At 64.2% G+C, this 22697-nt stretch carries 20 protein-coding genes and 1 pseudogene; 9 read left to right on the top strand and 12 right to left on the bottom strand.

Annotated elements, in window-relative coordinates; translation table 11 throughout:
- The 7 genes from FW760_RS09165 to pcaR form a co-directional block, all read right to left on the bottom strand.
- Positions 1-1365: a 3-carboxy-cis,cis-muconate cycloisomerase gene (locus FW760_RS09165; RefSeq protein ID WP_043860753.1), complete on the bottom strand. Its 1365-nt coding sequence runs from the start codon at positions 1363-1365 to the stop codon at positions 1-3.
- A gap of 12 nt (positions 1366-1377) precedes the next feature.
- Positions 1378-2667 carry an MFS family transporter gene (locus tag FW760_RS09160; protein WP_054914806.1) on the bottom strand — a complete coding sequence of 430 codons (1290 nt, stop codon included), beginning with the start codon at positions 2665-2667 and terminating at the stop codon, positions 1378-1380.
- Between the two features lie 119 nt (positions 2668-2786).
- Positions 2787-3992 carry a 3-oxoadipyl-CoA thiolase gene (pcaF, locus tag FW760_RS09155; RefSeq protein WP_446443785.1) on the bottom strand — a complete coding sequence of 402 codons (1206 nt, stop codon included), beginning with the start codon at positions 3990-3992 and terminating at the stop codon, positions 2787-2789.
- Positions 3989-4768, bottom strand: coding sequence for a CoA-transferase subunit beta (locus FW760_RS09150; protein WP_043860750.1), 780 nt, complete (start codon positions 4766-4768; stop codon positions 3989-3991). The genes pcaF and FW760_RS09150 overlap by 4 nt, the downstream gene beginning before the upstream one ends.
- Positions 4765-5625 (bottom strand): CoA transferase subunit A, encoded by an 861-nt coding sequence (locus tag FW760_RS09145; RefSeq protein WP_043860749.1) that lies wholly within the window; start codon positions 5623-5625, stop codon positions 4765-4767. Before FW760_RS09145 ends, FW760_RS09150 begins: the two co-directional genes overlap by 4 nt.
- A gap of 238 nt (positions 5626-5863) precedes the next feature.
- Positions 5864-7210, bottom strand: coding sequence for an MFS transporter (locus FW760_RS09140; RefSeq protein ID WP_043860748.1), 1347 nt, complete (start codon positions 7208-7210; stop codon positions 5864-5866).
- A gap of 284 nt (positions 7211-7494) precedes the next feature.
- Positions 7495-8370 carry a pca regulon transcriptional regulator PcaR gene (gene pcaR, locus FW760_RS09135; RefSeq protein WP_173925037.1) on the bottom strand — a complete coding sequence of 292 codons (876 nt, stop codon included), beginning with the start codon at positions 8368-8370 and terminating at the stop codon, positions 7495-7497.
- Positions 8371-8713: 343 nt separating this feature from the next.
- Between pcaR and FW760_RS09130 the strand changes: the two genes are divergently transcribed.
- The 3 genes from FW760_RS09130 to FW760_RS09120 all read left to right on the top strand — a co-directional run bounded on the left by FW760_RS09130 (position 8714) and on the right by FW760_RS09120 (position 12047).
- Positions 8714-8914: a hypothetical protein gene (locus FW760_RS09130; protein ID WP_043860747.1), complete on the top strand. Its 201-nt coding sequence runs from the start codon at positions 8714-8716 to the stop codon at positions 8912-8914.
- 327 nt (positions 8915-9241) lie between these two features.
- Complete coding sequence (locus FW760_RS09125) at positions 9242-10714, top strand: inorganic phosphate transporter (protein WP_043862134.1); 1473 nt, start codon at positions 9242-9244, stop codon at positions 10712-10714.
- A gap of 145 nt (positions 10715-10859) precedes the next feature.
- Positions 10860-12047 (top strand): Kelch repeat-containing protein, encoded by a 1188-nt coding sequence (locus FW760_RS09120; protein WP_446443737.1) that lies wholly within the window; start codon positions 10860-10862, stop codon positions 12045-12047.
- Here the strand turns inward: FW760_RS09120 and FW760_RS09115 are convergent.
- Positions 12018-13490, bottom strand: coding sequence for a helicase HerA-like domain-containing protein (locus FW760_RS09115; protein WP_446443736.1), 1473 nt, complete (start codon positions 13488-13490; stop codon positions 12018-12020). The two genes, FW760_RS09120 and FW760_RS09115, sit on opposite strands and share 30 nt — an antisense overlap.
- 169 nt (positions 13491-13659) lie before the next feature.
- Here FW760_RS09115 and FW760_RS09110 point away from each other — a divergent pair.
- The 5 genes and pseudogenes from FW760_RS09110 to FW760_RS09090 form a co-directional block, all read left to right on the top strand.
- Positions 13660-14676, top strand: a pseudogene (locus FW760_RS09110) (cache domain-containing protein); the annotation flags it as partial.
- A 93-nt stretch (positions 14677-14769) separates the two neighbouring features.
- Positions 14770-15534 (top strand): methyl-accepting chemotaxis protein, encoded by a 765-nt coding sequence (locus FW760_RS09105; protein ID WP_370409115.1) that lies wholly within the window; start codon positions 14770-14772, stop codon positions 15532-15534.
- Positions 15535-15669: 135 nt separating this feature from the next.
- Positions 15670-16794: a glycosyltransferase family 4 protein gene (locus tag FW760_RS09100; protein WP_116052210.1), complete on the top strand. Its 1125-nt coding sequence runs from the start codon at positions 15670-15672 to the stop codon at positions 16792-16794.
- Complete coding sequence (locus FW760_RS09095) at positions 16787-17560, top strand: DUF2334 domain-containing protein (protein WP_446443735.1); 774 nt, start codon at positions 16787-16789, stop codon at positions 17558-17560. Before FW760_RS09100 ends, FW760_RS09095 begins: the two co-directional genes overlap by 8 nt.
- Positions 17557-18549 (top strand): lysylphosphatidylglycerol synthase transmembrane domain-containing protein, encoded by a 993-nt coding sequence (locus FW760_RS09090; protein ID WP_116052211.1) that lies wholly within the window; start codon positions 17557-17559, stop codon positions 18547-18549. The genes FW760_RS09095 and FW760_RS09090 overlap by 4 nt, the downstream gene beginning before the upstream one ends.
- 50 nt (positions 18550-18599) lie before the next feature.
- Here the strand turns inward: FW760_RS09090 and purU are convergent, their stop codons facing one another.
- On the bottom strand, positions 18600-19448 hold the full coding sequence (gene purU, locus FW760_RS09085; RefSeq protein WP_043862127.1) for a formyltetrahydrofolate deformylase: 849 nt from the start codon (positions 19446-19448) through the stop codon (positions 18600-18602).
- 300 nt (positions 19449-19748) lie between these two features.
- Here purU and mvaT point away from each other — a divergent pair, with 300 nt between their 5' ends.
- Positions 19749-20126, top strand: a complete 378-nt coding sequence (gene mvaT / locus FW760_RS09080; RefSeq protein WP_043862126.1) for a histone-like nucleoid-structuring protein MvaT — start codon at positions 19749-19751, stop codon at positions 20124-20126.
- A 72-nt stretch (positions 20127-20198) separates the two neighbouring features.
- Here the strand turns inward: mvaT and sbcB are convergent, their stop codons facing one another.
- The 3 genes from sbcB to FW760_RS09065 all read right to left on the bottom strand — a co-directional run bounded on the left by sbcB (position 20199) and on the right by FW760_RS09065 (position 22577).
- Entirely contained in the window at positions 20199-21632 is a 1434-nt protein-coding gene (sbcB, locus tag FW760_RS09075; RefSeq protein WP_446443734.1) for an exodeoxyribonuclease I, read from the bottom strand.
- 38 nt (positions 21633-21670) lie between these two features.
- Complete coding sequence (locus tag FW760_RS09070) at positions 21671-22030, bottom strand: PilZ domain-containing protein (RefSeq protein WP_043862124.1); 360 nt, start codon at positions 22028-22030, stop codon at positions 21671-21673.
- A gap of 157 nt (positions 22031-22187) precedes the next feature.
- Entirely contained in the window at positions 22188-22577 is a 390-nt protein-coding gene (locus FW760_RS09065) for a tetratricopeptide repeat protein (RefSeq protein ID WP_043862123.1), read from the bottom strand.
- Positions 22578-22697 lie beyond the last annotated feature (120 nt).

The following is a 22697-nucleotide window of genomic DNA, read 5'->3' as shown; positions in this document are numbered from 1 at the left end:
TCAACGCTTGAATTGTTGGTGTTCAGCCACCGCCCGCGCCACCCACACGCGGGCCTGGCCCAGGTAATGAGCAGGGTCGAGCAGGCGGTCGAGTTCGTCCGCCGACAGCTCGGCAGTCACCTGCGGATCGTCGCCCAGCACGTCGCGCAGCTGACGCTGTTCGGCCACCGCACGCTTGCAGCAGGTTTCCAGCAGGTGGTGCGCGGTGTCCCGGCCCAGTCGCTGGGCCAGCACGATGCTGACCGCCTCGGCCAGCACCAGGCCCTGGGTCAGGTCGAGGTTGCGGCGCATGCGCGCAGCATCCACCTCCAGGCCCTCGGCAATCACCTGGGCCTGGCGCAGGGCGCCGGACACCAGGCAGCAGATCTCGGGCAGGGTTTCCCATTCGGCATGCCACAGGCCCAGGCTGCGCTCGTGCTCCTGGGGCATGGCCGCGAACAGCGTGGACACCAGCCCCGGTACACGGGTAGCGGCGCCGATCAGCACCGCCGCGCCCACCGGGTTGCGCTTGTGCGGCATGGTCGACGAGCCGCCCTTGCCCGGCGCAGCAGGCTCGAACACCTCCGCCGCCTCGGTCTGCATCAGCAGGCTCACATCGCGTCCCAGCTTGCCCAGGCTGCCGGCGATCATGCCCAGCACCGAGGCGAACTCCACCAGGCGGTCACGCTGGGTATGCCAGGGCTGCTCGGGCAGGCTCAGCCTGAGCTGCCCGGCCAGCGCCTCGGCCACCGGCAATGCCTTGTTGCCCAGCGCCGCCAGGGTGCCGGAGGCGCCGCCGAACTGCAGGCTCAGCAGGCGCGGCTTGAGCTCCTGCAGGCGCTGACGGTGACGGGTGAGTGCACCGAGCCAGCCGGCGATCTTCATGCCCAGGGTCACGGGCGTTGCATGTTGCAGCCAGGTGCGCCCGGCCAGCGGCGTGTCGGCATGCTGCAGCGCCTGGTGCGCCAGGCTGTCGGCCAGGCGCGCCAGGTCGGCTTCGATCAGGCCCAGGGCATCGCGCAATTGCAGCACCAGCCCGGTGTCCATCGCATCCTGGCTGGTAGCGCCCAGGTGCACGAAGCGCTCGGCTTCGGGCACGCCGCTGGCAATCACCTTGCCCAGCGCCTTGACCAGCGGGATGGCCGAGTTGCCGGCCACCGCGATGGCCTCGGCCAGGGCCGCGAAGTCATAGCGCTCGGCCTGGCAGGCCGCTTCGATCGGTGCCACCGCCACCTGCGGGATCAGCCCCACCGCCGCCTCGGCGCGGGCCAACGCGGCTTCGAAATCGAGCATGCCCTGCACCCGGCCACGGTCGGAAAACACGGCGCGCATGGCCGGCGCGGTGAAGTAGGCATCGAACAGCTGATTGCCCGGACGTTGGTTCATCGGTGGTCCTTCTCAATGATCGTGGTGCAGGTACGCCGCCTGCTTGGGCAGGCGCAGGCTGAACAGGAAGGCAATCGCCATCATCACCGTAACGTACCAGTAAAAGGCGTTTTCCATGTTCAGCGACTTGAGCCCCAGTGCCACATATTCGGCCGAGCCGCCGAAGATCGCGTTGGCCACCGCGTAGGCCAGGCCCACGCCCAGCGCACGTACCTGCGGCGGGAACATCTCGGCTTTGACCAGCCCGCTGATCGAGGTGTAGAAGCTCACGATGGCCAGCGCCAGGGTGATCAGCACAAAGGCCAGGAACGGGCTGGTGACGGTTTTCAGGGTAAGCAGGATCGGCACCGTGCACAGGGTGCCCAGGGCGCCGAACCAGAGCATCGAGGTGCGCCGGCCGATGCGGTCCGAGAGCATGCCGAACAGCGGCTGCATGCACATGTACAGGAACAGTGCACCGGTCATGATGAAGCTGGCGGTCTTGGCGCTCATGCCCGCAGTGTTCACCAGGTACTTCTGCATGTAGGTGGTAAAGGTGTAGAAGATCAGCGAGCCGCCGGCGGTGTAGCCAAGCACGGTGATGAACGCCGCCTTGTGGTTGCGGAACAGGCCGCCGAGGCTGCCGGCGTCCTTGTCGTTGCGGGTTTCGGCGCTGCTGGTCTCTTCCAGCGAGCGACGCAGGAACAGCGAGATCACCGCCGCGATGGCACCCACCACGAACGGGATGCGCCAGCCCCAGGCGCGCAGCTCATCTTCGGTGAGCAGTTGCTGCAGGATCACCACCACCAGCACCGCCAGCAGTTGCCCGCCGATCAGGGTCACGTACTGGAACGAAGCAAAGAAGCCGCGTTGGCCGCGCAGGGCCACCTCGCTCATGTAGGTGGCGGTGGTGCCGTATTCGCCGCCCACCGACAGGCCCTGGAACAGCCGCGCCAGCAACAGCAGCGCCGGTGCCCAGGCACCGATGCTGGCGTAGGTCGGCAGGCAGGCGATCACCAGCGAGCCGGCGCACATCATCAGCACCGAGATCATCATCGAATTCTTGCGCCCGTGGCGGTCGGCCACACGGCCGAACAGCCAGCCGCCGATGGGCCGCATCAGGAACCCGGCGGCGAACACGCCGGCGGTGTTGAGCAGCTGCACCGTCGGGTCGTCGGAGGGGAAGAAAGCCGGGGCAAAGTAGATCGCGCAGAAGGCATAGACGTAGAAGTCGAACCATTCCACGAGGTTGCCCGAGGAGGCACCGACGATGGCGAAAATGCGTTTGCTGCGTTCTTCGCCGGTGTAATGGATTGAAGTCATGGCAATTCACTCTGGGAGGATGTCTGAAGTCTAGACACACTCGGTAACACTCACGTTCCACAGAACAATCACCCCGCTGCCCCGACCTTGCGTGGAGGTCGCAGCAGCGGGGTCATTGATTACACGCGCTCGATGGCCAGGGCCAGGCCCTGCCCGACACCCACGCACATGGTCGCCAGGCCTTTGCGCCCGCCGGATTTCTCCAGCTGGTGCAGCGCTGTCAGCACCAGGCGTGCGCCGCTCATGCCCAACGGGTGCCCCAGGGCAATGGCGCCGCCGTTGGGGTTGACCTGCGGCGCGTCGTCGGCAATGCCGAGTTCGCGCAGCACGGCCAGGCCTTGGCTGGCGAACGCTTCGTTGAGCTCGATCACGTCGAAATCGGTGACCGCCACGCCCAGGCGCTCGATCAGCTTGCGCACCGCCGGCACCGGGCCGATACCCATTACCCGGGGGGCAACGCCGGCACTGGCCATGCCGAGCACGCGCGCGCGCGGGGTCAGGCCATGCTTTTGCACCGCCTCGGCCGACGCCAGTATCAGCGCCGCGGCGCCGTCGTTGACGCCCGAAGCGTTGCCGGCGGTGACCGTCTTGTCCGCGCCGTTGACCGGCTTGAGCCTGGCCAGGGCTTCGAGGGTGGTGTCGGCGCGCGGGTGTTCGTCGTGCTCGACCACGGTCTCGCCCTTCTTGTGCGCGATGCGCACCGGCACGATCTCTTCGGCGAAGTAGCCGGCGGCCTGGGCCTTGGCGGTGCGCTGCTGGCTGCGCAGGGCGAAGGCATCCTGGTCGGCGCGCGATACCTGATAGTCGTCGGCCACGTTGTCGGCGGTCTGCGGCATCGCGTCCACGCCGTACTGGGCCTTCATCAGCGGGTTGATGAAGCGCCAGCCGATGGTGGTGTCTTCCAGCTTCATGTTGCGCGAGTAGGCGCTTTCGGCCTTGCCCATCACGAACGGTGCACGGGACATCGACTCGACGCCGCCGGCAATCGTCAGCTCCATCTCGCCGCTGGCAATGGCGCGAAACGCCGTGCCGATGGCGTCCATGCCCGAGGCGCACAGGCGGTTGAGGGTCACACCTGGCACGCTGTCGGGCAGCCCGGCCAGCAGCAGGGCCATGCGCGCCACGTTGCGGTTGTCTTCACCGGCCTGGTTGGCGCAGCCGAAGAACACTTCGTCGAGCTGGTCCCATTGCACGGTGGGGTTGCGCTCGATCAGCGCCTTGAGCGGTACCGCCGCCAGGTCGTCGGCGCGCACGCCGGCCAGGGCGCCGCCGAAGCGGCCGATGGGGGTGCGAATCGCGTCGCAGATGAATACGTCACGCATCAGGCTTCTCCCGGCGCTTGGCCGTGGGCGGCCGCGGTGCGCGCTTCGAGGTCGCGCAGCGCAGTCAGCTCGACTTCGCTCGGCGCCACGGTGGTTTCGACGCTGTCGGCAAAGCGGATCGCCCAGCCGGTGGCGGCGACGATCTGCTCGCGGGTCACACCCGGGTGAATCGAGGTGACCACGAATTCGTTGCTGCCGGCTTCAGGTTCCATGATGCACAGGTCGGTGATGATGCCCACCGGGCCAGCACCGGGCAGGCCCAGGCGTTTGCGCGAGTCACCGCCTTCGCCATGGCCGACCGAGGTGATGAAGTCGAGCTTGTCGACGAAGGCGCGCGAGGACTGCTTGAGGATGATCAGCACGGTCTTGGCGGAGCCGGCGATTTCCGGTGCGCCACCGGCACCCGGCAGGCGTACCTTGGGCTGGTGGTAGTCGCCGACCACGGTGGTGTTGATGTTGCCGAAACGGTCGACCTGGGCGGCGCCCAGAAAGCCCACGTCGATGCGCCCGCCCTGCAGCCAATAGCGGAAGATCTCGCCGGTGGGCACCACGGTATCGGCGGTTTCGGCCAGCTCGCCGTCACCGATGGACAGCGGCAGTACCGTTGGCTTGGCGCCGATAGGGCCCGATTCGTAGATCAGCACCACGTCGGGCGAAGAGGTCAGGCGTGCCAGGTTGGCGGCCTTGGACGGCAGGCCGATGCCGACGAAGCACACGGCGCCGTTGCGCAGGCGGCGGGCAGCGGCAACGGTCATCATTTCATTGGTGGAGTAGCTCATTGTGCAGCCTCCGAAGCGCTGGCCAGTTTTGCCTTGAAGGCAGGGAAGTCGGCGGTGCCGCGAATGTATTCGTCGATCCAGGCGGTGAAGGTCTCACGGCTGCGGGCAATCGGGTCCCAGGCCTGGTAGAAGCGGTTGTCACGCTCGGAGTAGCCGTGCGCGTAGGACGGGTGCGCCCCGCCCGGTACCAGGCACACGGCCGACAGTGCCCAGGTGGGCAGCACGCAGGCATTCATTGGCGCGTTGAGGTCGTCGACGATCTCTTCCACGGTGACGATGCAGCGCTTGGCGGCCAGGGCGGCCTCCTTCTGCACACCCAGGATGCCCCACAGCAGCACGTTGCCCTTGCGGTCGGCCTTCTGCGCGTGGATCACGGTGACATCCGGGCGAACCGACGGCACGGCGGCCAGCACCTCACCGGTGAACGGGCAGGTCACGCTCTTGATCAGCGGGTTGACCTTGGGCAGGTCGGAGCCGGCGTAGGCGCGCAGCACCGCGAACGGCAGGCCCGAGGCACCGGCAACGTAGGCGTTGGCGAGGTCGGCGTGGCTGTGTTCTTCGATTTCCATGGCGTGCGGCCACTGCTTCTCGACCGCGTCACGCAGGCGGTGCAGCGACCCGACACCCGGGTTGCCGCCCCACGAGAAGATCAGCTTGCGGGCGCAGCCGGCGCCGATCAGCTGGTCGTAGATCAGGTCGGGGGTCATGCGCACCAGGGTCAGATCCTTCTTGCCCTGACGAATGATTTCGTGCCCGGCGGCGGTCGGGATCAAATGCGTGAAGCCTTCGAGGGCGACGCTGTCGCCGTCGTTGACGAACTGCTTCACGGCGTCGTGGAGCGAGAGGATTTCAGCCATTGCAGACTCCTGGAGAGCGGTTTCAGAGGTGCCTCTGAGCGGCACCGGCATGAGCTCAGATTAAGGCGGCGCATTGGGCCGTACAATCCGATAATCGCCATAGCGTTCGATTATCGAACGTATTGTTGTTGTGCTAAGGATCCACAAACCATCGCGGGTCAAGCCCGCTCCCACAGGTACGGTGGAGATCCATGTGGGAGCGGGCTTGACCCGCGATAGGGGCGCTACTGCCAGCCGGTCAGGTCGCGTCAGCGTGGCTCACCACACCCTTGATCACCACCGCCACCGTCGCGATCGCGGCCGGGATCACCAGGGCCGTCAGCACCTGTTCGAAGTTCCAGCCCAGGCCCAGCAACGTGGCGCCCATCCAGGCCCCGAGAATCGCGCCAAACCGGCCGATGCCCAGCATCCACGACACGCCGGTGGCGCGGCCCTGGGTGGGGTAGAAGCGCGCCGCCAGCGACGGCATCGCCGACTGCGCCCCGTTCACGCACATGCCGGCAATCAGCACCAGGGTCGCCAACAGCGTGATGTTGCCCAGGCTCTGGCCCACCGCGTAGGCGAACACCCCGGCCAGCAGGTAGAAGGTGCCGATCACCTTGTGCGGGTTGTAGCGGTCCATCGCCCAGCCTACCGCCACCGCACTGAGCACGCCGCCGAACTGGAACAGCGCACCGATGAACGCCGCCTGCTCCATGCTCGCGCCGCTGTCACGCATCAGCGTGGGCAGCCAGCTGGTCAGCAGGTAGACGATCACCAGGCCCATGAAATAGGTCAGCCACAACAGCAGCGTGCCGACGCTGTAGGTGCCCGAGAAGATCACCGCGAACACGTTGCGCGCCTTGACCGTCTTCTGTTCCGGCACGCTGAAGCTGGCAGCCTGGTTGACGATGCCCGGTTCGATCGGCGCCAATGTGCGGCGTACCCGGTCGGTGCCCTTGTTGCGCACCACCAGGTAACGCGCCGACTCCGGCAGCCACACCATCAGTACCACCACCAGCAGCAGCGGCAGGATGCCGCCGATCAGCAGCAGGCTGTGCCAGCCGAACATCGGGATCAGCTTGGCGGAAATGAACCCGCCACCGGCCATGCCCAGGTTGAAGCCGCAGAACATGCTGGTGACCAGCAACGACTTGTGCCGCTCGGGGGTGTATTCGGACAGCAGCGTGGTGGCGTTCGGCATGCCGGCGCCCAGGCCCAGGCCGGTCAGAAAGCGCAGCACCAGCAACTGGTCGACGTTGGTGGCATAGGCCGAGGCCAGGCTGAACGCGCCGAACAGCAACACCGCGCCCACCAGCACCACCTTGCGCCCGAAACGGTCGGCCAGCGGCCCCGAGCCCAGCGCACCGAACACCATGCCGATCAGCGCGGCGCTCATCACCGGGCCCAGGCTGGCGCGGTCGATGCCCCAGTCCTGGGACAGTGCCGGGGCAATGAAGCCCATTGCGGCGGTGTCCAGGCCGTCGAGGAACACGATCAGAAAGCACAGGATGACCACCCGCCATTGGTAACGCGACAACGGCTGGGCATTGATGAACGACTGCACATCCAGGCAGTTTCCAACAGCAGCTTGGGGACTATTCATTGTTTTTATCCAGAAGATGCGCGCGAGTGTGCGGGTGCGCGCGTGAACGGCACAGACGGTCGGGTACGGGTCTTTTGGAAAGGGTCAGCTACCGTGCAGCCGGCAGGCGGGCAGGTACAGGCTGAAGCAGGACAGGGTGCAGGTCATGGGGTGTTCTCTCGCTCATTATTATTGGAGGCCGTCAGGGGCCACTTGATGCGAGGGACATTAATAAGGCGCGCGACTCGGCGCAATTCGATAAACGCAAGACTGTGCGTTTATCGAACAGGAACCGCTCGACGCATTCAACTGAACAGCTGGGTACTCAGGTCGCGGCTGGCCGCCACCATGATCGGCAGGAACTTCTGTTCCAGCTCGCTGCGACTCACCCGCCCGGCGTGGGTGCTGATGTTCAGCGCCGCCAGCACCTGGCCGGAGGCGTCGTACACCGGCACCGCGATCGAACGCAGGCCCTGCTCCAGCTCCTGGTCGACCACGCACCAGCCCTGCTCGCGCACCTGCTGGAGGATTTCCAGCAAGGCTGCCGGGTCGTGCACGGTACGGCTGGTCTTGGCCTGCAGGTCGGCGTGCTCCAGGTATTCGTGCAGGGTGGCGTCGTCCAGCGCCGCCAGCAGGATGCGCCCCATCGAGGTGCAATAGGCCGGCAGGCGCCCGCCCACCGACAGGTCCACCGAAATAAGGCGCTGCACCGTCGCCGAGCGGGCGATGTAGAGAATGTCGTCACCTTCGAGGGTGGCCATGTTGCAGGCCTCGTGCAGCTGGTCGCTCATGCGGTCCAGGTACGGCTGCGCCGATACCGCCAATGGCGTCGAGGACAGGTAGGCATGACCCAGGGTCAGCACCTTGGGCAGCAATGAATAGGTGCGCCCGTCGGTGGTGGCATAGCCGAGCTTGATCAGGGTGTGCAGGCAACGGCGAACCGCCGCCCGCGGGATCTCGGTGCGGTGGCTGATCTGGGCGATGGTCAGGTGCCGCTTGCGCTCCTGGAACGCCTGCACCACCGCCAGGCCCCGCGCCAGCGACGTCATGAAATCCGGGTCGCCGGTGAACGCCTGGATGCGCTTGGCCGGCGAGGCCACGATGGGCGGCGCCAACGAAGCGAAAGAGCTGCGCACGTTGTCGTTCAGGCCTGGGCCCTTGCCCCCTGTTTCTTCACTCATGACTCACCTCGGCAAACTTCACTTGGGCGATTATCGAACCATCGGCCGATAATCGCAATTGACCGATGCCTACAATTGCTTATACCTTTCGCCTGCCACATGTGGCTTCTTGGAGAGACTGGTCAGGTACCCACCGTAGAAGTCCCAGGCACGGCCTTGCCCACCAGCAAGGCCGTTTTTGCTTCTGCCGGGCTGACAGGCCCCGACAGAAGGTGTAAAACAGCCATTCAACTGCAATCACCCTCGTCTTATATAGACGCTCGACACAATGGCCTGTGCCGCTGTCGTCGGGTTAAACGTGCTTGTGTTGAAATCGGCATCAACTCCAACTTCAGGAAACACTGTGACGAAAGATGAACTGCGCGCTGAACTCGAGCGCCAGGAACAACGTTACAAGGACGTTTATGGCGGAGAAGTCACCACATACGCCGCCCAACCAGACCCCGAACGCAAACCCTGGCGCAAACGTGCCAGCCTGCTGGACCAGGCATTTGCCGTGGAACTGCAAAAGATCGAAAAGGAGCTCAGCCCACAGGAGCCCTGACCCTCGGACAAAGCGCCCGCCCCTGGGCACGGCACCGGCACGAAGACGGTGCCTTGGGCGACCCTTGCGGCGTCGAAGATGAAACCGTTACGTAATCTCACAAATTTAATACGGTCGTTTGAATTATTCAGCCGTGGAAAACATCGGTTTTTTCTTGACCGTTCGCGTTATTTTTTCTGATTTTTGCCGATCTTTCTCGATTACCCTCCCCTCCTGCAGTGCCCTGCCCCCCCGCAAAAGCGCCCCGACCGGTCAGCACCTAGTGCATCGATTACCCAGGATTTCTGGCATAATCGCGCCCCCTTATGACCGGGTCAGAATTCCTTCATGATCGATTTATTCAGCGGACTTGATGCCTGGGTACTGGTGAGCCTGTTGCTCGCCTTGACCTTCGTGCTCGCCTTCGAGTTCATCAATGGCTTTCATGACACCGCCAATGCGGTAGCGACTGTCATCTATACCAAAGCCATGCCGCCGCACCTGGCCGTGTTCTTTTCCGGCGTGTTCAATTTCCTTGGCGTCCTGCTGGGCGGAGTCGGGGTGGCGTATGCCATCGTGCACCTGCTGCCGGTGGAGCTGCTGATCAATGTGAACACCGGGCATGGCCTGGCCATGGTCTTCTCGCTGCTGGCCGCGGCCATCGCGTGGAACCTGGGTACCTGGTACTTCGGCATCCCGGCGTCCAGCTCGCACACCCTGATCGGCTCGATCCTGGGCGTGGGCCTGGCCAACGCGCTGCTCAACGACATTCCACTGGGTGACGGGGTCAACTGGCAGAAGGCAATCGACATCGGCATGTCGCTGGTGCTCTCGCCCATGGCCGGCTTTGCCGTGGCCGCGCTGGTGCTGATCGGCCTGAAGTGGTGGCGTCCGCTGTCGAAGATGCACAAGACGCCTGAACAGCGCCGCAAGCTCGACGACAAGAAGCACCCGCCGTTCTGGAACCGCCTGGTACTGGTCATTTCGGCCATGGCCGTCAGCTTCGTGCACGGTTCCAACGATGGTCAGAAAGGTATCGGCCTGATCATGCTGGTGCTGATCGGCATCGTGCCGGCGCAGTTCGTGCTGGACCTGAACAGCACCACCTACCAGATCGAGCGTACCCGTGACGCGACCCTGCACCTGAGCCAGTTCTACCAGCGCAACAGCGAAACCCTGGGCGAATTCCTGGCACTGGGCAAGGCCAAGGCCGGTGACCTGCCGGAGCAGTTCAGCTGCAATCCGCAACAGACCGAGCCAACCATCACCGCGCTGCAGCAGTCGCTCAACGGCGTGGCGGACTACCATTCGCTGACTGCCGAGAAGCGCGTGGAAGTGCGGCGTTACCTGCTGTGCCTGGATGACACGGCGAAAAAGGTCAGCAAGTTGCCAGGCCTGGAAGCACGTGAAAAGGCCGACCTGGACAAACTGCGTCGTGACCTGACCGCGACCACCGAGTACGCGCCGTTCTGGGTGATCCTGGCGGTGGCCCTGGCCCTGGGCCTGGGGACCATGGTGGGCTGGAAGCGTGTGGTACTGACCATTGGCGAGAAGATCGGCAAGCAGGGCATGACCTATGCCCAGGGCATGTCGGCGCAGATCACCGCAGCCTGCGCGATTGGCGCGGCCAACATCTTCAGCCTGCCGGTGTCGACCACCCACGTGCTGTCGTCGGGTGTGGCCGGGACCATGGTGGCGAACAAGAGCGGCCTGCAAGGCGGCACCGTGCGCACCATTCTGCTGGCCTGGGTGCTGACCCTGCCGGCGACCATCGCCTTGTCGGCGGGGTTGTTCTGGTTGGCGTCCAAAGCCATCGGTTGAAGTAACGCTGCACCGCAGAAGGGTCAGCCATTCATTTGGCTGGCCCTTTTTTCATGGCCCTGCGCAAACGCACTGTCATTTATGTCAGTAGACGATGGGCCACCTGCAGCGCACCCTCCTTTTCACGCCGACAAGGAGAATGCACATGTCGAAGGACGGCCATATCCACGCTTGCGCTGGCGCCATGCACATCGCCCGGGCCCTGCACAGCGCCATGCGTTTGCCCAATGGCGATGTGCTGATTGCCGGCGGCATCACCAATGGCGGGCATGCCACCGACAGCGTGGAACGCTTCAGCCTTGACCAGCGCGAATGGAAGCAACAACATCCCAAGCAGAAGGCGGCATTCTCGCAACTCACGGTCATTCTCGACGACGGGTCCTTTCTGCTGGTGGGCGGCTCGCAAACCGGAGAAGCCAGCGACCACGTCGAGCGTTTCGACCCCATCCGCTCATGCTGGACAACGCTGCGCAGCCTCCAGGTTGCCCGCTTCAGCCACACCGCTACGTCATTGTGGGGCGGCACGAACAAGGTGCTTGTCATCGGCGGCAACCACCTCAAGGGCGATACCGGTAAAGTGCTCGACATCGTCGAGCTGTACGACGTCGCCAGCGACGAGTGGCATCAGCTCGGTGAGCGCAGTCAGGCACGCATGAACCACAGCGCCACGTTGCTCGATTCCGGCAAGGTGCTGATTATCGGCGGCTATGCCCCCGACCAGGCACTGGCCCACTGCGAACTCTTCGACCCGCAGACCGGGCGGTTCGAGCCGACCACGCCACTGCCTGCCCCCCGCATGCAACATACGGCCACGCTGCTGAACAATGGCCAGGTGATGGTGGCGGGTGGCACCTGCATGCCGTTTGGTGAAAATGCACTGGAATCGTTTTTGTACGATCCGCTAACCAATACCTGGCGAAGTGGCCCGCCCATGCAGCGTGGACACCAGGGGCATACCGCCACGCTGCTGCCCGATGGTCGGCTGCTGCTGGCCGGCCATACCAGACTGCCCTACCGCCCCAGCACCGAGCTGTACGACCCACGCCAGGATGCATGGGTGCTGGGCAGCGAGCTGAACGAACCGCGTTTCTCCCACAGCGCCACGTTACTGCCCGACGGTCAGGGCGTGCTGCTGTGCGCAGGCCAACTGCTCACAGCCGACACGGCCTATACACGAAGCTGCGAGCTCTGCTGCGGCCCCTTGGCACAACCTGCCGAGCCTGCGCAGGGCACCGGCTCGATGCCTTCGGGCCCGCTTGAGAACCTGCCGGCGAACCGGCAACTCCACTGCCTCGACGCCTTGTCAGCGGCGCTTGCTGCCCCCCAGCAGTGAGCCCATCAAGCCCCGCACCAGTTGCCGTCCGAACTGATTGGCCGCCTGGCGCACCGCCGACTTGATCGCCTGCCCCGCCGCGCTCTGCAAGAACTCCCCGGCCTTGTCGGCCAGGCTTTCCTCGGCCGGCGCCTGCTGCGCCGATGGCACCTGCCCCTTGCGCGCCATCAATATCTCGTACGCCGACTCCCGATCGATCGGCTTGTCATAGCGCCCCTGCAACGGCGACGCCGCAATCAGCGCCGCCCGCTCGGCCTCGCTCAACGGCCCGATGCGCGATTGCGGCGGCGCGATCAGTACCCGCTCGACCATGCCCGGCGTGCCCTTGTCCTGCAGGGTGCCCACCAACGCCTCGCCAATGCCAAGCTCGGTCAGCACCGCCAGGGTGTCGAACGCCGGGTTCGGCCGAAACCCATCGGCCACCGCCCGCAGCGACTTCTGCTCCTTGGCCGTGAACGCACGCAAGCCATGCTGGATGCGCAGGCCGAGCTGGGCGAGCACATCGTCCGGCAGGTCGCCCGGCGACTGAGTCACGAAATACACCCCCACCCCCTTGGAACGAATCAACCGCACCACCTGTTCCAGACGATCCTGCAAGGCCTTGGGCGTGCCGCTGAACAACAGGTGCGCCTCATCGAAAAACAGCGCCAGCAGAGGCTTGTCCGCATCGCCACGCTCGGGCAACTGCTCGAACAGCTCCGCCAGCAACCACAGCAGGAAGGTCGCATACACCTTCGGCGCCTCGTGCACCAGGCGGCTGGCATCGAGCAGGTGGATGCGCCCGCGCCCGTCGGCAGCAGGCTGCAGCAGGTCTGGCAACTGCAACGCCGGCTCACCGAACAGAGCCTCGGCCCCTTGCTGCTCCAGGGTCGCCAGGCGCCGCAACAGGGCCTGGCTGGAACCGCTGGTCATCAGCGCACTGTCTTCGCCGAGCACCTGCGGGTTGTCCTTGAGGTGGCCGAGCAGCGCCTTGAGGTCCTTGATGTCCAGCAGCAACAGGCCCTCGCGATCGGCCACCTTGAACGCCGCATACAACGCCGCCTGCTGGCTGTCGTTGAGTTCGAGCAGGTTGCCCAGCAGCAACGGGCCCATTTCGCTCAAGGTCGTGCGCAACGGATGCCCGGACTTGCCGTGCACATCCCACAGGATCACCGGATACGCCTGCGGCCGATGCTGGAGCCAGGGCATGCCGGCAATCCGCTCGGCCACCTTGCCCTGCGGGTTGCCCACCGCACCCAGGCCGCACAGGTCGCCTTTGACGTCGGCAGCGAACACCGCCACGCCGGCATCGCTGAAGGCCTCGGCCAGGTGCTGCAAGGTCACGGTCTTGCCGGTGCCGGTGGCCCCGGCAACCAGTCCGTGACGGTTGGCCAGACGCATGGCCTGGCACACCGGCTGCCCCGCCAGGTCCGCACCGAGAATGAACTGCGAAGAGTCAGGCATGTTTTTTCACCCTCTGTTCAAGCTTTAGTAGTACTCGGCCGATACCAAGTGTTGATGTTTCACCCAGAAAGTCAGGAAAAGCCCGACAAGGACATGGGAACTGCACTGCTTTCAAGATGCCTTTGTGCGAATGACCCGGATATAAAGACCTTAGCGGACCCAATACGCCATGAATAAAAGCTTCCGTTTCAGCCATAAGATCTTGCTGGCTGCTTCCCTGATCGTCCTTGTGGCCTTCACCCTCTTTACTCTCTACAACGATTACCTGCAGCGTAATGCGATTCACGAAGATCTGGAAAACTATGTCGGCGAAATGGGCGATGCCGCCTCGACCAACATCAAGAACCTCTTCGAAGGACGCCTGCTGCTGGTAGAGAACCTGGCACAGAACATCGCGGCAGCTCCCGGCAACCTCGATTCGCTGCTGGACCAGAAGGTGCTGGCGTCGAGCTTCATCACGGTGTACATGGGCAAGACCGACGGCGGCTTCACCGTGCGCCCGGTGATCCAGATGCCTGACGGCTACGATCCGCGCATCCGCGACTGGTACAAGGACAGCATGGCGGCCAACGGCCCGACCCTGACCGAACCCTACCTGGACATCAGTACCGGCAAGATGGTGATCGGCATGAACGCCACAGTGTCGCGCGAACTGGGCGTGGTCGGTGGCGACATGGAGCTGGACGCCCTGGTCAAGATCATCAACTCCCTGAATTTCGGCGGCATGGGCTACGCGTTCCTGGTGAACGACCAAGGCAAGATCCTGGTGCACCCGGACAAGGACCTGGTGATGAAGTCGCTGTCGGACCTGTACCCGAACAACACCCCGCGCCTGACCAAGGAACTGACCGAAGTCGAGAACAACGGCCAGACCCGTATCCTCAGTTTCGCACCGGTCAAAGGCCTGCCATCGGCCAACTGGCACATCGGTCTCTCGATCGATAAAGAAAAAGCCTACGCGATGCTGAGCAAGTTCCGCACCTCGGCGGTGATAGTCACCGTGATTGCGGTGGCCATCATCATCGCCCTGCTCGGCATGCTCATCCGCGTGCTGCTGCAACCGCTGCACATCATGACCCGCGCCATGGAAGACATCGCCCAGGGCGAAGGCGACCTGACCAAGCGGCTGAGCATCCACAGCAACGACGAGTTCGGCACCCTGGGCCGCGCCTTCAACCACTTCGTCGAGCGTATCCACAGCTCGATCCGCGAAGTGTCCTCGGCCACCCAGCAGGTCAACGAAGTGGCACTGCGCGTGGTCAGCGCCTCCAACTCCTCGATGGTCAACTCCGACGAGCAGGCCAACCGCACCAACAGCGTGGCCGCCGCCATCAACGAGCTGGGCGCCGCTGCCCAGGAAATCGCCCATAACGCCGCGCAAGCCTCGCAGCAGGCCAGCTCTGCACGCCACCTGGCCGAAGAGGGCCAGCAGGTGGTAGACCGCAGCATCCAGGCGATGAACCGTCTGTCGGACCTTATCTCCACCTCCAGCTCGCACATCGAGACGCTCAACAGCAAGACCGTGAACATCGGTCAGATCCTCGAAGTGATCACCAGCATCTCGCAACAGACCAACCTGCTGGCCCTCAACGCGGCCATCGAGGCGGCCCGTGCCGGTGAAGCCGGGCGCGGGTTTGCCGTGGTGGCCGATGAAGTGCGCAACCTGGCCCACCGTACCCAGGAGTCGGCACAACAGGTGCAGAGCATGATCGAAGAGCTGCAGGTCGGCGCCCGCGAGTCGGTCGACACAATGAGCCAGAGCCAGCGCCACAGCCAGGACAGCGTCTCGATCGCCAACCAGGCCGGCGAACGCCTGGGCAGCGTGACCCTGCGTATCGGCGAGATCGACGGCATGAACCAGTCGGTGGCCACCGCCACCGAAGAGCAGACCTCGGTGGTCGAGTCGATCAACATGGACATCAACGAAATCAACATGCTCAACCAGGAAGGCGTGGAGAACCTGCAGGCCACCCTGCGTGCCTGTTCCGACCTGGAACAGCAGGCCGGCCGCCTCAAGCACCTGGTCGGTACCTTCCGCATCTGACCGCGCGCGCCCGGCGGCTTGCTCGCCGGGCGCGCAACATGATCGAACAAACTATCCTTCACTGAGGTCCACCCTAGGGCGCGTCATCCACCGCATATCCATGCGCGATGACAACCTGAAGACGGTCTCGGAGGGATGCTGATCGTGCACATCGCTGACATCACCATGTTCTACGCCCCCGCCAGTGGCGGTGTGCGTACCTATCTTGATGCCAAACACCGCCGCCTGGGCCTGAACCCCGGCGTTCGCCACAGCCTGCTGATCCCCGGCGCCAGCGCCAGCCATGCCAATGGTATCTATCAGGTGCCTGCCCCCGCCCTGCCCTTCGGCAACGGCTACCGCTTCCCGCTGCGTCTGGCGCCCTGGCGCAACGTGCTGCACGACCTGCAACCGGACCTGATCGAAGTGGGCGACCCCTACCTCACCGCGTGGGCCGCGCTCGATGCACGGCGCCAGCTCGATGTACCGGTGATCGGGTTCTATCATTCCGACCTGCCGCTGCTGGTCGGCAACCGCATGGGCCACTGGTTCACGCCCAATGTCGAAGCCTATGTCAGCAAGCTGTACGGCAACTTCGACCGGGTGCTGGCGCCCAGCCAGGTGATGGCCGACAAGCTGCGCGGGCTGGGCATCGGCAATGTGCATGTACAGCGCCTCGGGGTGGACCTGCAGACCTTCCACCCCGATCACCGCGACCCCGGCCTGCGCGCCGAGCTGGGGCTGGCCGACACCACGCGCCTGCTGGTGTTCGCCGGGCGCGGCTCCCGGGAGAAGAACCTGCCCGTGCTGCTGGACTGCATGAAACGCCTGGGCAAGCACTACCACCTGCTGCTGGTGGGTTCGCACATGCCCAGCAACGTGCCGGCCAACGTCACCATCATCAACCACTTCTGCCCGGCCACCCAGGTCGCCCGCCTGCTGGCCAGTGCCGATGCGCTGCTGCACGCCGGCGACCAGGAGACCTTCGGGCTGGTGATACTCGAGGCCATGGCCAGCGGCATCCCGGTGGTGGCGGTAGCGGCCGGGGCCTTTACCGAAATCGTCGAACCGAGCTACGGCCGGCTGTGCACGCCCAACGACGGCCAGGCGATGGCCGCCGCCGTGCGCGAGCTGTTCGAGGCCGGCGCACCGCAACTGGGGCAGCAGGCACGCCGGCATGCCGAACAGCACTACGCCTGGGACACAGTGGTCGGCGGCCTGCTCGAACACTATCGGGCCGTGCTGGGCCATCACGAGCAACCGGTGCGCGCCCATGCCTGAACAGTCTGACCTGCACAACCAGCACCCCAGCGTACTGCTGGTGCTGCACGACGTGGCCCCGGAAACCTGGCCCGACTACCAGCCCTTCGTCGAAGCCGTCGACGCCCTGGGCGACATCCCCATGACCCTGCTGGTGGTACCCGACTTCCACCGGCGCAACCCTGTGCAGCAGGCCCCGGCCTTTCGCCAGGTGCTGGAGCGGCGACTGAGCCGGGGCGACGAACTGGCCCTGCATGGCTACTACCATGCCGACGACGGCCCGCCGCCACGTTCGCCGCGCGAGTACTTCATGCGCCGCATCTATACCTGGGAGGGTGAGTTCTACGCCCTGGGCCAGGCCCAGGCGCTGCATCGCCTGAATGCCGGGATCGAGCTGTTCCAGGCCTGCGATTGGCCGCTGACCGGCTTCGTTGCCCCGGCCTGGCTGATGAGCGAAGGCACTCGCCAGGCCCTGCGCGAAACCCCGCTGCACTACACCAGCGACCCGCAGCACCTGTTCCGCCTGCCCGACTTCAGCCGCATCGACGCCCCGGGGCTGGTGTGGAGCGCCCGCAGTGCCTGGCGCCGCGGGCTGTCGAAAGTGCTCAGCGAGGCGCGCCGGGCACGCCTGCAGCAGGCGGCCACGATCCGCCTCGGGCTGCACCCGGTGGACATGCGCCATGCCTATTCGCGCCGCTACTGGCTCGACACCCTGCAGCAACTGCTGCAGCAGGGCCGTACCCCCATGACCAAGATGGCCTGGCTGGCCAGCAGGCCCGGCGCATGACTCGCCTGGGCTGGCTCACGCTGGCCCTGCTGCTGGCGCTGCTGGTACCGACGCTGCTGGGCGGCAGCGACCTGCTGCCGCGCCTGCAGCGGTTCCCGCTGGCGCTGCTGATGGGGTTGTTCGGCATGATCGTGCTGTGCTGGTGCATCAACGCCCTGCGCCTGCGTCTGCTGCTCGGCACCCAGGGGGCGGCGCTGGGGCGGGTGCGCAGCCTGGGGGTGATCATGGCCACCGAGTTCGCCATCTGCTCCACCCCCGGCGGCAGCGGCGGGCTATTGGCGCTGGTGGCCCTGCTGGCCAGGCACCGGGTGCGCCCGGCCCAGAGCAGCGCGGTGTTCGCCATGGACCAGCTCAATGACCTGGTGTTCTTCCTGTGCGCTATGTTCGGGATTGTCATCTACATGCTGTTCCACCGCTTCAGCGCAAGCATGCAGGGCATGCTGCTGGCCAGTGCGCTGATGATGTTCGCCGCCCTGCTGGCGGGGCTGGCGATACTGCGCTGGCGCCGCGGGTTGATGCGTGCGATGGGCCGGCTGCTGCGGCGGTTGAAGGTGCGTGACGCCACGTGCCGACGCTGGGCGCGCAAGGTGCTGCACTTCTTTCGCGCGTTTGCCGCCACCTGGCGCCTGCCCAAGCGGGTACTGGCGCTGGTGTTCGGGCTCACCTGCCTGCACTGGGCGCTGCGCTACAGCGTGCTGTACCTGGTGTTGCGCGGGCTGGGGACAGACCTGCAGTGGGTGTCGAGCTTTCTGGTGCAGATGCTCGCCCTGAGTGCCGGCCAGTTCAGCCTGTTGCCCGGCGGGGCTGGCGCGGCGGAGTTGACCTCGGCGACGCTGCTGACGCCCATGGTGGGCAAGTCGACCGCGGCAGCGGCGATTCTGATATGGCGGGTGGTGACGTACTACTTCTATCTGGTGGTGGGCGGCCCGGTGTTCGTCTGCCTGCTGGGCAAGCCGCTGCTGGAGCGGTTGCGCCTGGCACGGCGGTAGACACGCGTTGTGCCCTTCGCCAGCAAGGCTGGCGAGGGGCCGGTGCGGTCCTAGAACACCACCGTCTTGTTGCCGTGCACCAGCACGCGGTCTTCCAGGTGATAGCGCAGGCCGCGGGCCAGCACCATCTTCTCGACGTCGCGACCGAAACGCACCATGTCCTCGATGCTGTCGCTGTGGCTCACACGCACCACGTCCTGCTCGATGATCGGGCCGGCATCCAGCTCTTCGGTCACGTAGTGGCAGGTGGCACCGATCAGCTTCACGCCACGCATCGACGCCTGGTGATACGGCTTGGCCCCCACGAACGACGGCAGGAAGCTGTGGTGAATGTTGATCACCTGCTGGGCGTATTCCTGGCACAGCTGCGGCGGCAGGATCTGCATGTAGCGCGCCAGCACCACCACGTCGGCGGCATGCTCCTTGACCAGGCGCGACACCTCGGCAAATGCCGGCTGCTTGTTCTGCGGGTCGACCGGTACGTGGTAGAACGGAATGCCGTGCCACTCGACCATGCTACGCAGGTCGTTGTGGTTGGAGATCACGCACGGGATATCGCAGTCCAGCTCATTGCTGTGCCAGCGGTGCAGCAGGTCGGCCAGGCAATGGGACTCGCGGCTGGCCATCAGCACCACGCGTTTCTTCTGGTCGGTGTCGGTAATGCGCCACACCATCGAAAACTCTTCGGCAATCGGCGCGAACGCTTCGCGCAGCGCCTCGATGCCGAAAGGCAGGGTATCGGCACGGATTTCGTGACGCATGAAGAACCAGCCGCTCAGGTCATCGGAATGATGGCTCGCTTCGGTGATCCAGCCGTTATGGGACGCCAGAAAATTACTGACTTTGGCGACGATGCCGACACGGTCGGGGCAAGCGATCACCAGCCGATAGGTGCGCATGAGAGGGGCTCCAGAGTTCGCAAAGGCGCGTATTCTAACGACTGCCCGGAAAAACTGCAGTAGTGATTGCATACCGTGTATCACAACCTCACACCGCAGCCAGCCTGGGCTTGCACCTCGTCAAGGGCACATTAAAGTTATTTAACAATTGAAGCGGATAATTGGGAGTATCTCGTCACAATACCCTTTCAATTATGAAGGTATTCCGCAATGACGGCGGTTTAATGTTTACTTGTATAAAGTGTCTGACTATTATTGCTGCACCGCTGTCCTGCGTCCCTTCCCTCCAAGGAATACCTCATGTCCCTGATCAACGAATACCGCGCTACCGAAGAAGCCATCAAAGAACTGCAAGCCCGCCTGAAGAACCTGTCCGAAGACAACAAGCTGAAAACCGAGCTGGAGTTTGAAGCCAAACTGCGCGAGCTGATGGGCGAGTACTCCAAGTCGCTGCGCGACATTATTGCTCTGCTGGACCCTGAGGCCAAACTGAACAAGGCCCCTCGCGGCCCGGTTAAAACCACCGGCACCAAGCGTGCACGCAAGGTCAAGCAATACAAGAACCCGCACAATGGCGAAGTCATCGAAACCAAAGGTGGCAACCACAAGACACTCAAAGAGTGGAAAGCCAAGTGGGGTGGTGACGTAGTAGAAGGCTGGGCGACCCTGCTCGGTTAATCGCTGGACACTGTAACCCGGTTACAGGTCAGCCCAAAACGCCAGCATGCTGGCGTTTTTTATTGCCTGCAATTACTGCAGGGCAAACCGTTCGCGCAAGTTAATGGCATGGGCTCGCCATTGCGCCAGCAACTCGCGCTGCGTGGCATCGGCATCCAGCCAGGCGCTCTGCAATGCCTGCTCGAAGCCTTCAAGGGTATTCGGAGCGCCCATTGCCGGGTCGCTCAGGCGCTGCTGGCAGAACCCGAGCCAACGCTGGCGCTCCTGTGCATCCAAGGTCTGCGGAAAATTGCGCGCACGGTAGCGAAACAGCAACTCCGGCAATCGTGCATCGTCGAACATCCACTGACCCGTGGCTAATTGCTCGGGCTCCACGGTTCTTACTTGTTCACACAGGCGTCGGTCGCGATCACCGATAAATCCGTCATACAGCTGTTGCTCGGGGTCTTCGCTCGGGGCGAATTCCTGACTGTCATAAATAGCGCTCAACTTGTTCTGCCACACGGCCTGGGCGGCACTCAACTGCTCGGCGCGCTGTTGATACAACGTCATATCCAGGCCAAGGCGTTGCTGATCTTCACCGCGCAATACACTCAAGGGCGCGACCACCGGGCAGCGATTGATCTGAATTAATTTCAACGGTACCGGCAATTGTCCCTCGGACATTTCCTCGCGTCGGGTGTACAGACGCTGACGCAACACTTCGGCATCTTCCGTCAGCAATGGTGCGATATCCTGATGCAAGTCGCACACAATCAGCGCATTGCGATTGCGTGGATGCCAGGCCAGGGGCAGCACCACGCCAAGATAATTACGTGCCGCAGAAAAGCGTCCGGAAATATGCACAAGCGGTTGCAACAAACGCACTTGATCGAGGACTTTCTGCTTGCTGCGCAACTGGAACAACCATGCATACAGCCTGGGTTGCTTCTCGCGAATCAAGCGCGCCATTGCCAACGTGGCACGCACATCCGCAAGCGCCTCGTGCGCCTGCCCGTGATCGATGCCATTGGCCGCCGTCAGCAGCTCCAGCTTCAGGCTCACCTGGCCGTCGCGCTGCGGCCACTGGATGCCATCGGGGCGCAAGGCGTAGGCAGTGCGCACCACATCGATAAGGTCCCAGCGGCTGTTGCCGCCCTGCCACTCGCGGGCATAGGGGTCGAAAAAGTTGCGATACAGGCTGTAACGCGTCACTTCGTCGTCGAAACGCAGCGAGTTGTAGCCAGCCCCGCAAGTACCCGGGCGCGCCAGCTCGGCGTGCACCCGGGTCATGAACTCGGCTTCGCACAGGCCCTGGGTGGCCAGCTGCGCCGGGGTAATGCCGGTTATCAGGCACGCCGCAGGGTGCGGCAGAATATCGTCGGCGGGTTGGCAGAAGAGGTTGACCGGCGGCTCGATCTCGTTGAGGTCCAGATCGGTGCGCACCCCTGCCACCTGCAGGGGCCGGTCGCTGCGCGGGTTGACACCGGTGGTTTCATAGTCGTGCCAGAAAATGCTGGAGCTCACGGCGTCGTCCTGAACAGAAAATCTGCCGGGAGTCTACCTCAGGCCGACGCACTCAACGGGTGGAAGCTGAAATAGTTGCGCAGCGACGACACCAGCTCGTCGTATTCGCGAGGGGCCTGCAGCAGCATGAAGCCGGAATCGTAGTGCCCCGGGTTCTCGTCTTCGTGGCACCACAGGCAGCTGGCGGTGAGGTTGATCACGTGCAGCGCACCGGCGCGCCCGGGCACCTTGAGCTGCAGTTCGAAATCGGGGCCCACCAGCAGTGGCAGGTCGCTGATCAGCATCAGGCCGTCTTCGGACACATTGCCCAGATAACCGATGGGCAACCCGGTAAACCGGTTGAAGACCTTGAGGTAATACGGGAGCAGGTGACGCTCGATTCGACGTTCGGTAAACATGATAGGAGTCGCTGTCGAAGACCCTTGAGCAGGGTCGCGCTGGATCGTTCTGGTGTACCGCATGTACCTCACAAGCCTAGCGCAACCTGACTGCCCCGTCACATTCGGACCCGCGCACTTTAGTATTAACGTCAGTATCGACGTCGTTGCGCGGCCATCAACGCCAGGGGGTGCTGCTGGCCGGACGGGCGATGGCCGGCTCGCCATTGGGGCGATAGTGGCCAAGCTGCTCGAGGGTCTGCAGGCGGGCGCGGGCACGGTAGGCGTACTCGTTGCGCGGGTACTGGGTGATGATGTACTGGTAGGTCTGCGCCGCATCCACATAGAGCTTCTGGCGCTCCAGGCACTGACCGCGCAGCATCGACGCCTCGGGGTGGATGAACGGGCGCGCACGGCTGGTGCGGTCGACCTGCGACAGCTCGAGCATGACCTGCTCGCAGTTGCCGCGATCATAGGCGCGGTAGGCATTGTTCAGGTGATGGTCCATCGACCAGCGGGTGCAACCGACGACACTGGTCGCCAGGGCTAAAACGATCAAGGCTCGCATGGGGGGTCTCCTCTACTGAGCAGTGTATCGGCGCTTTCCTTGAAAGCTATAGGAGGAACAGCGGCAAGCGGACTGCATTGCGCTTGCCGCTTGCCACTCGTTCAACCGCCCCTCCTCCTC

The sequence above is a fragment of the Pseudomonas sp. 1176_21 genome, from assembly GCF_052850635.1.
Note: the sequence above shows the minus strand (reverse complement) of the source record. Positions and strands in the feature narration are given on the sequence as shown.

Bases quoted from the DNA above. Each gene is read 5' to 3' on its own strand.
- FW760_RS09165 (WP_043860753.1), bottom strand. From the start codon at position 1,365: ATGAACCAACGTCCGGGCAATCAGCTGTTCGATGCCTACTTCACCGCG.
- FW760_RS09090 (WP_116052211.1), top strand. From the start codon at position 17,557: ATGACTCGCCTGGGCTGGCTCACGCTGGCCCTGCTGCTGGCGCTGCTG.
- FW760_RS09140 (WP_043860748.1), bottom strand. From the start codon at position 7,210: ATGAATAGTCCCCAAGCTGCTGTTGGAAACTGCCTGGATGTGCAGTCG.
- FW760_RS09105 (WP_370409115.1), top strand. From the start codon at position 14,770: ATGGTCAACTCCGACGAGCAGGCCAACCGCACCAACAGCGTGGCCGCC.
- pcaR (WP_173925037.1), bottom strand. From the start codon at position 8,370: ATGAGTGAAGAAACAGGGGGCAAGGGCCCAGGCCTGAACGACAACGTG.
- FW760_RS09150 (WP_043860750.1), bottom strand. From the start codon at position 4,768: ATGAGCTACTCCACCAATGAAATGATGACCGTTGCCGCTGCCCGCCGC.
- FW760_RS09115 (WP_446443736.1), bottom strand. From the start codon at position 13,490: ATGCCTGACTCTTCGCAGTTCATTCTCGGTGCGGACCTGGCGGGGCAG.
- mvaT (WP_043862126.1), top strand. From the start codon at position 19,749: ATGTCCCTGATCAACGAATACCGCGCTACCGAAGAAGCCATCAAAGAA.
- FW760_RS09160 (WP_054914806.1), bottom strand. From the start codon at position 2,667: ATGACTTCAATCCATTACACCGGCGAAGAACGCAGCAAACGCATTTTC.
- FW760_RS09065 (WP_043862123.1), bottom strand. From the start codon at position 22,577: ATGCGAGCCTTGATCGTTTTAGCCCTGGCGACCAGTGTCGTCGGTTGC.
- FW760_RS09120 (WP_446443737.1), top strand. From the start codon at position 10,860: ATGTCGAAGGACGGCCATATCCACGCTTGCGCTGGCGCCATGCACATC.
- FW760_RS09145 (WP_043860749.1), bottom strand. From the start codon at position 5,625: ATGGCTGAAATCCTCTCGCTCCACGACGCCGTGAAGCAGTTCGTCAAC.
- FW760_RS09100 (WP_116052210.1), top strand. From the start codon at position 15,670: ATGCTGATCGTGCACATCGCTGACATCACCATGTTCTACGCCCCCGCC.
- FW760_RS09070 (WP_043862124.1), bottom strand. From the start codon at position 22,030: ATGTTTACCGAACGTCGAATCGAGCGTCACCTGCTCCCGTATTACCTC.
- FW760_RS09095 (WP_446443735.1), top strand. From the start codon at position 16,787: ATGCCTGAACAGTCTGACCTGCACAACCAGCACCCCAGCGTACTGCTG.
- FW760_RS09125 (WP_043862134.1), top strand. From the start codon at position 9,242: ATGATCGATTTATTCAGCGGACTTGATGCCTGGGTACTGGTGAGCCTG.
- purU (WP_043862127.1), bottom strand. From the start codon at position 19,448: ATGCGCACCTATCGGCTGGTGATCGCTTGCCCCGACCGTGTCGGCATC.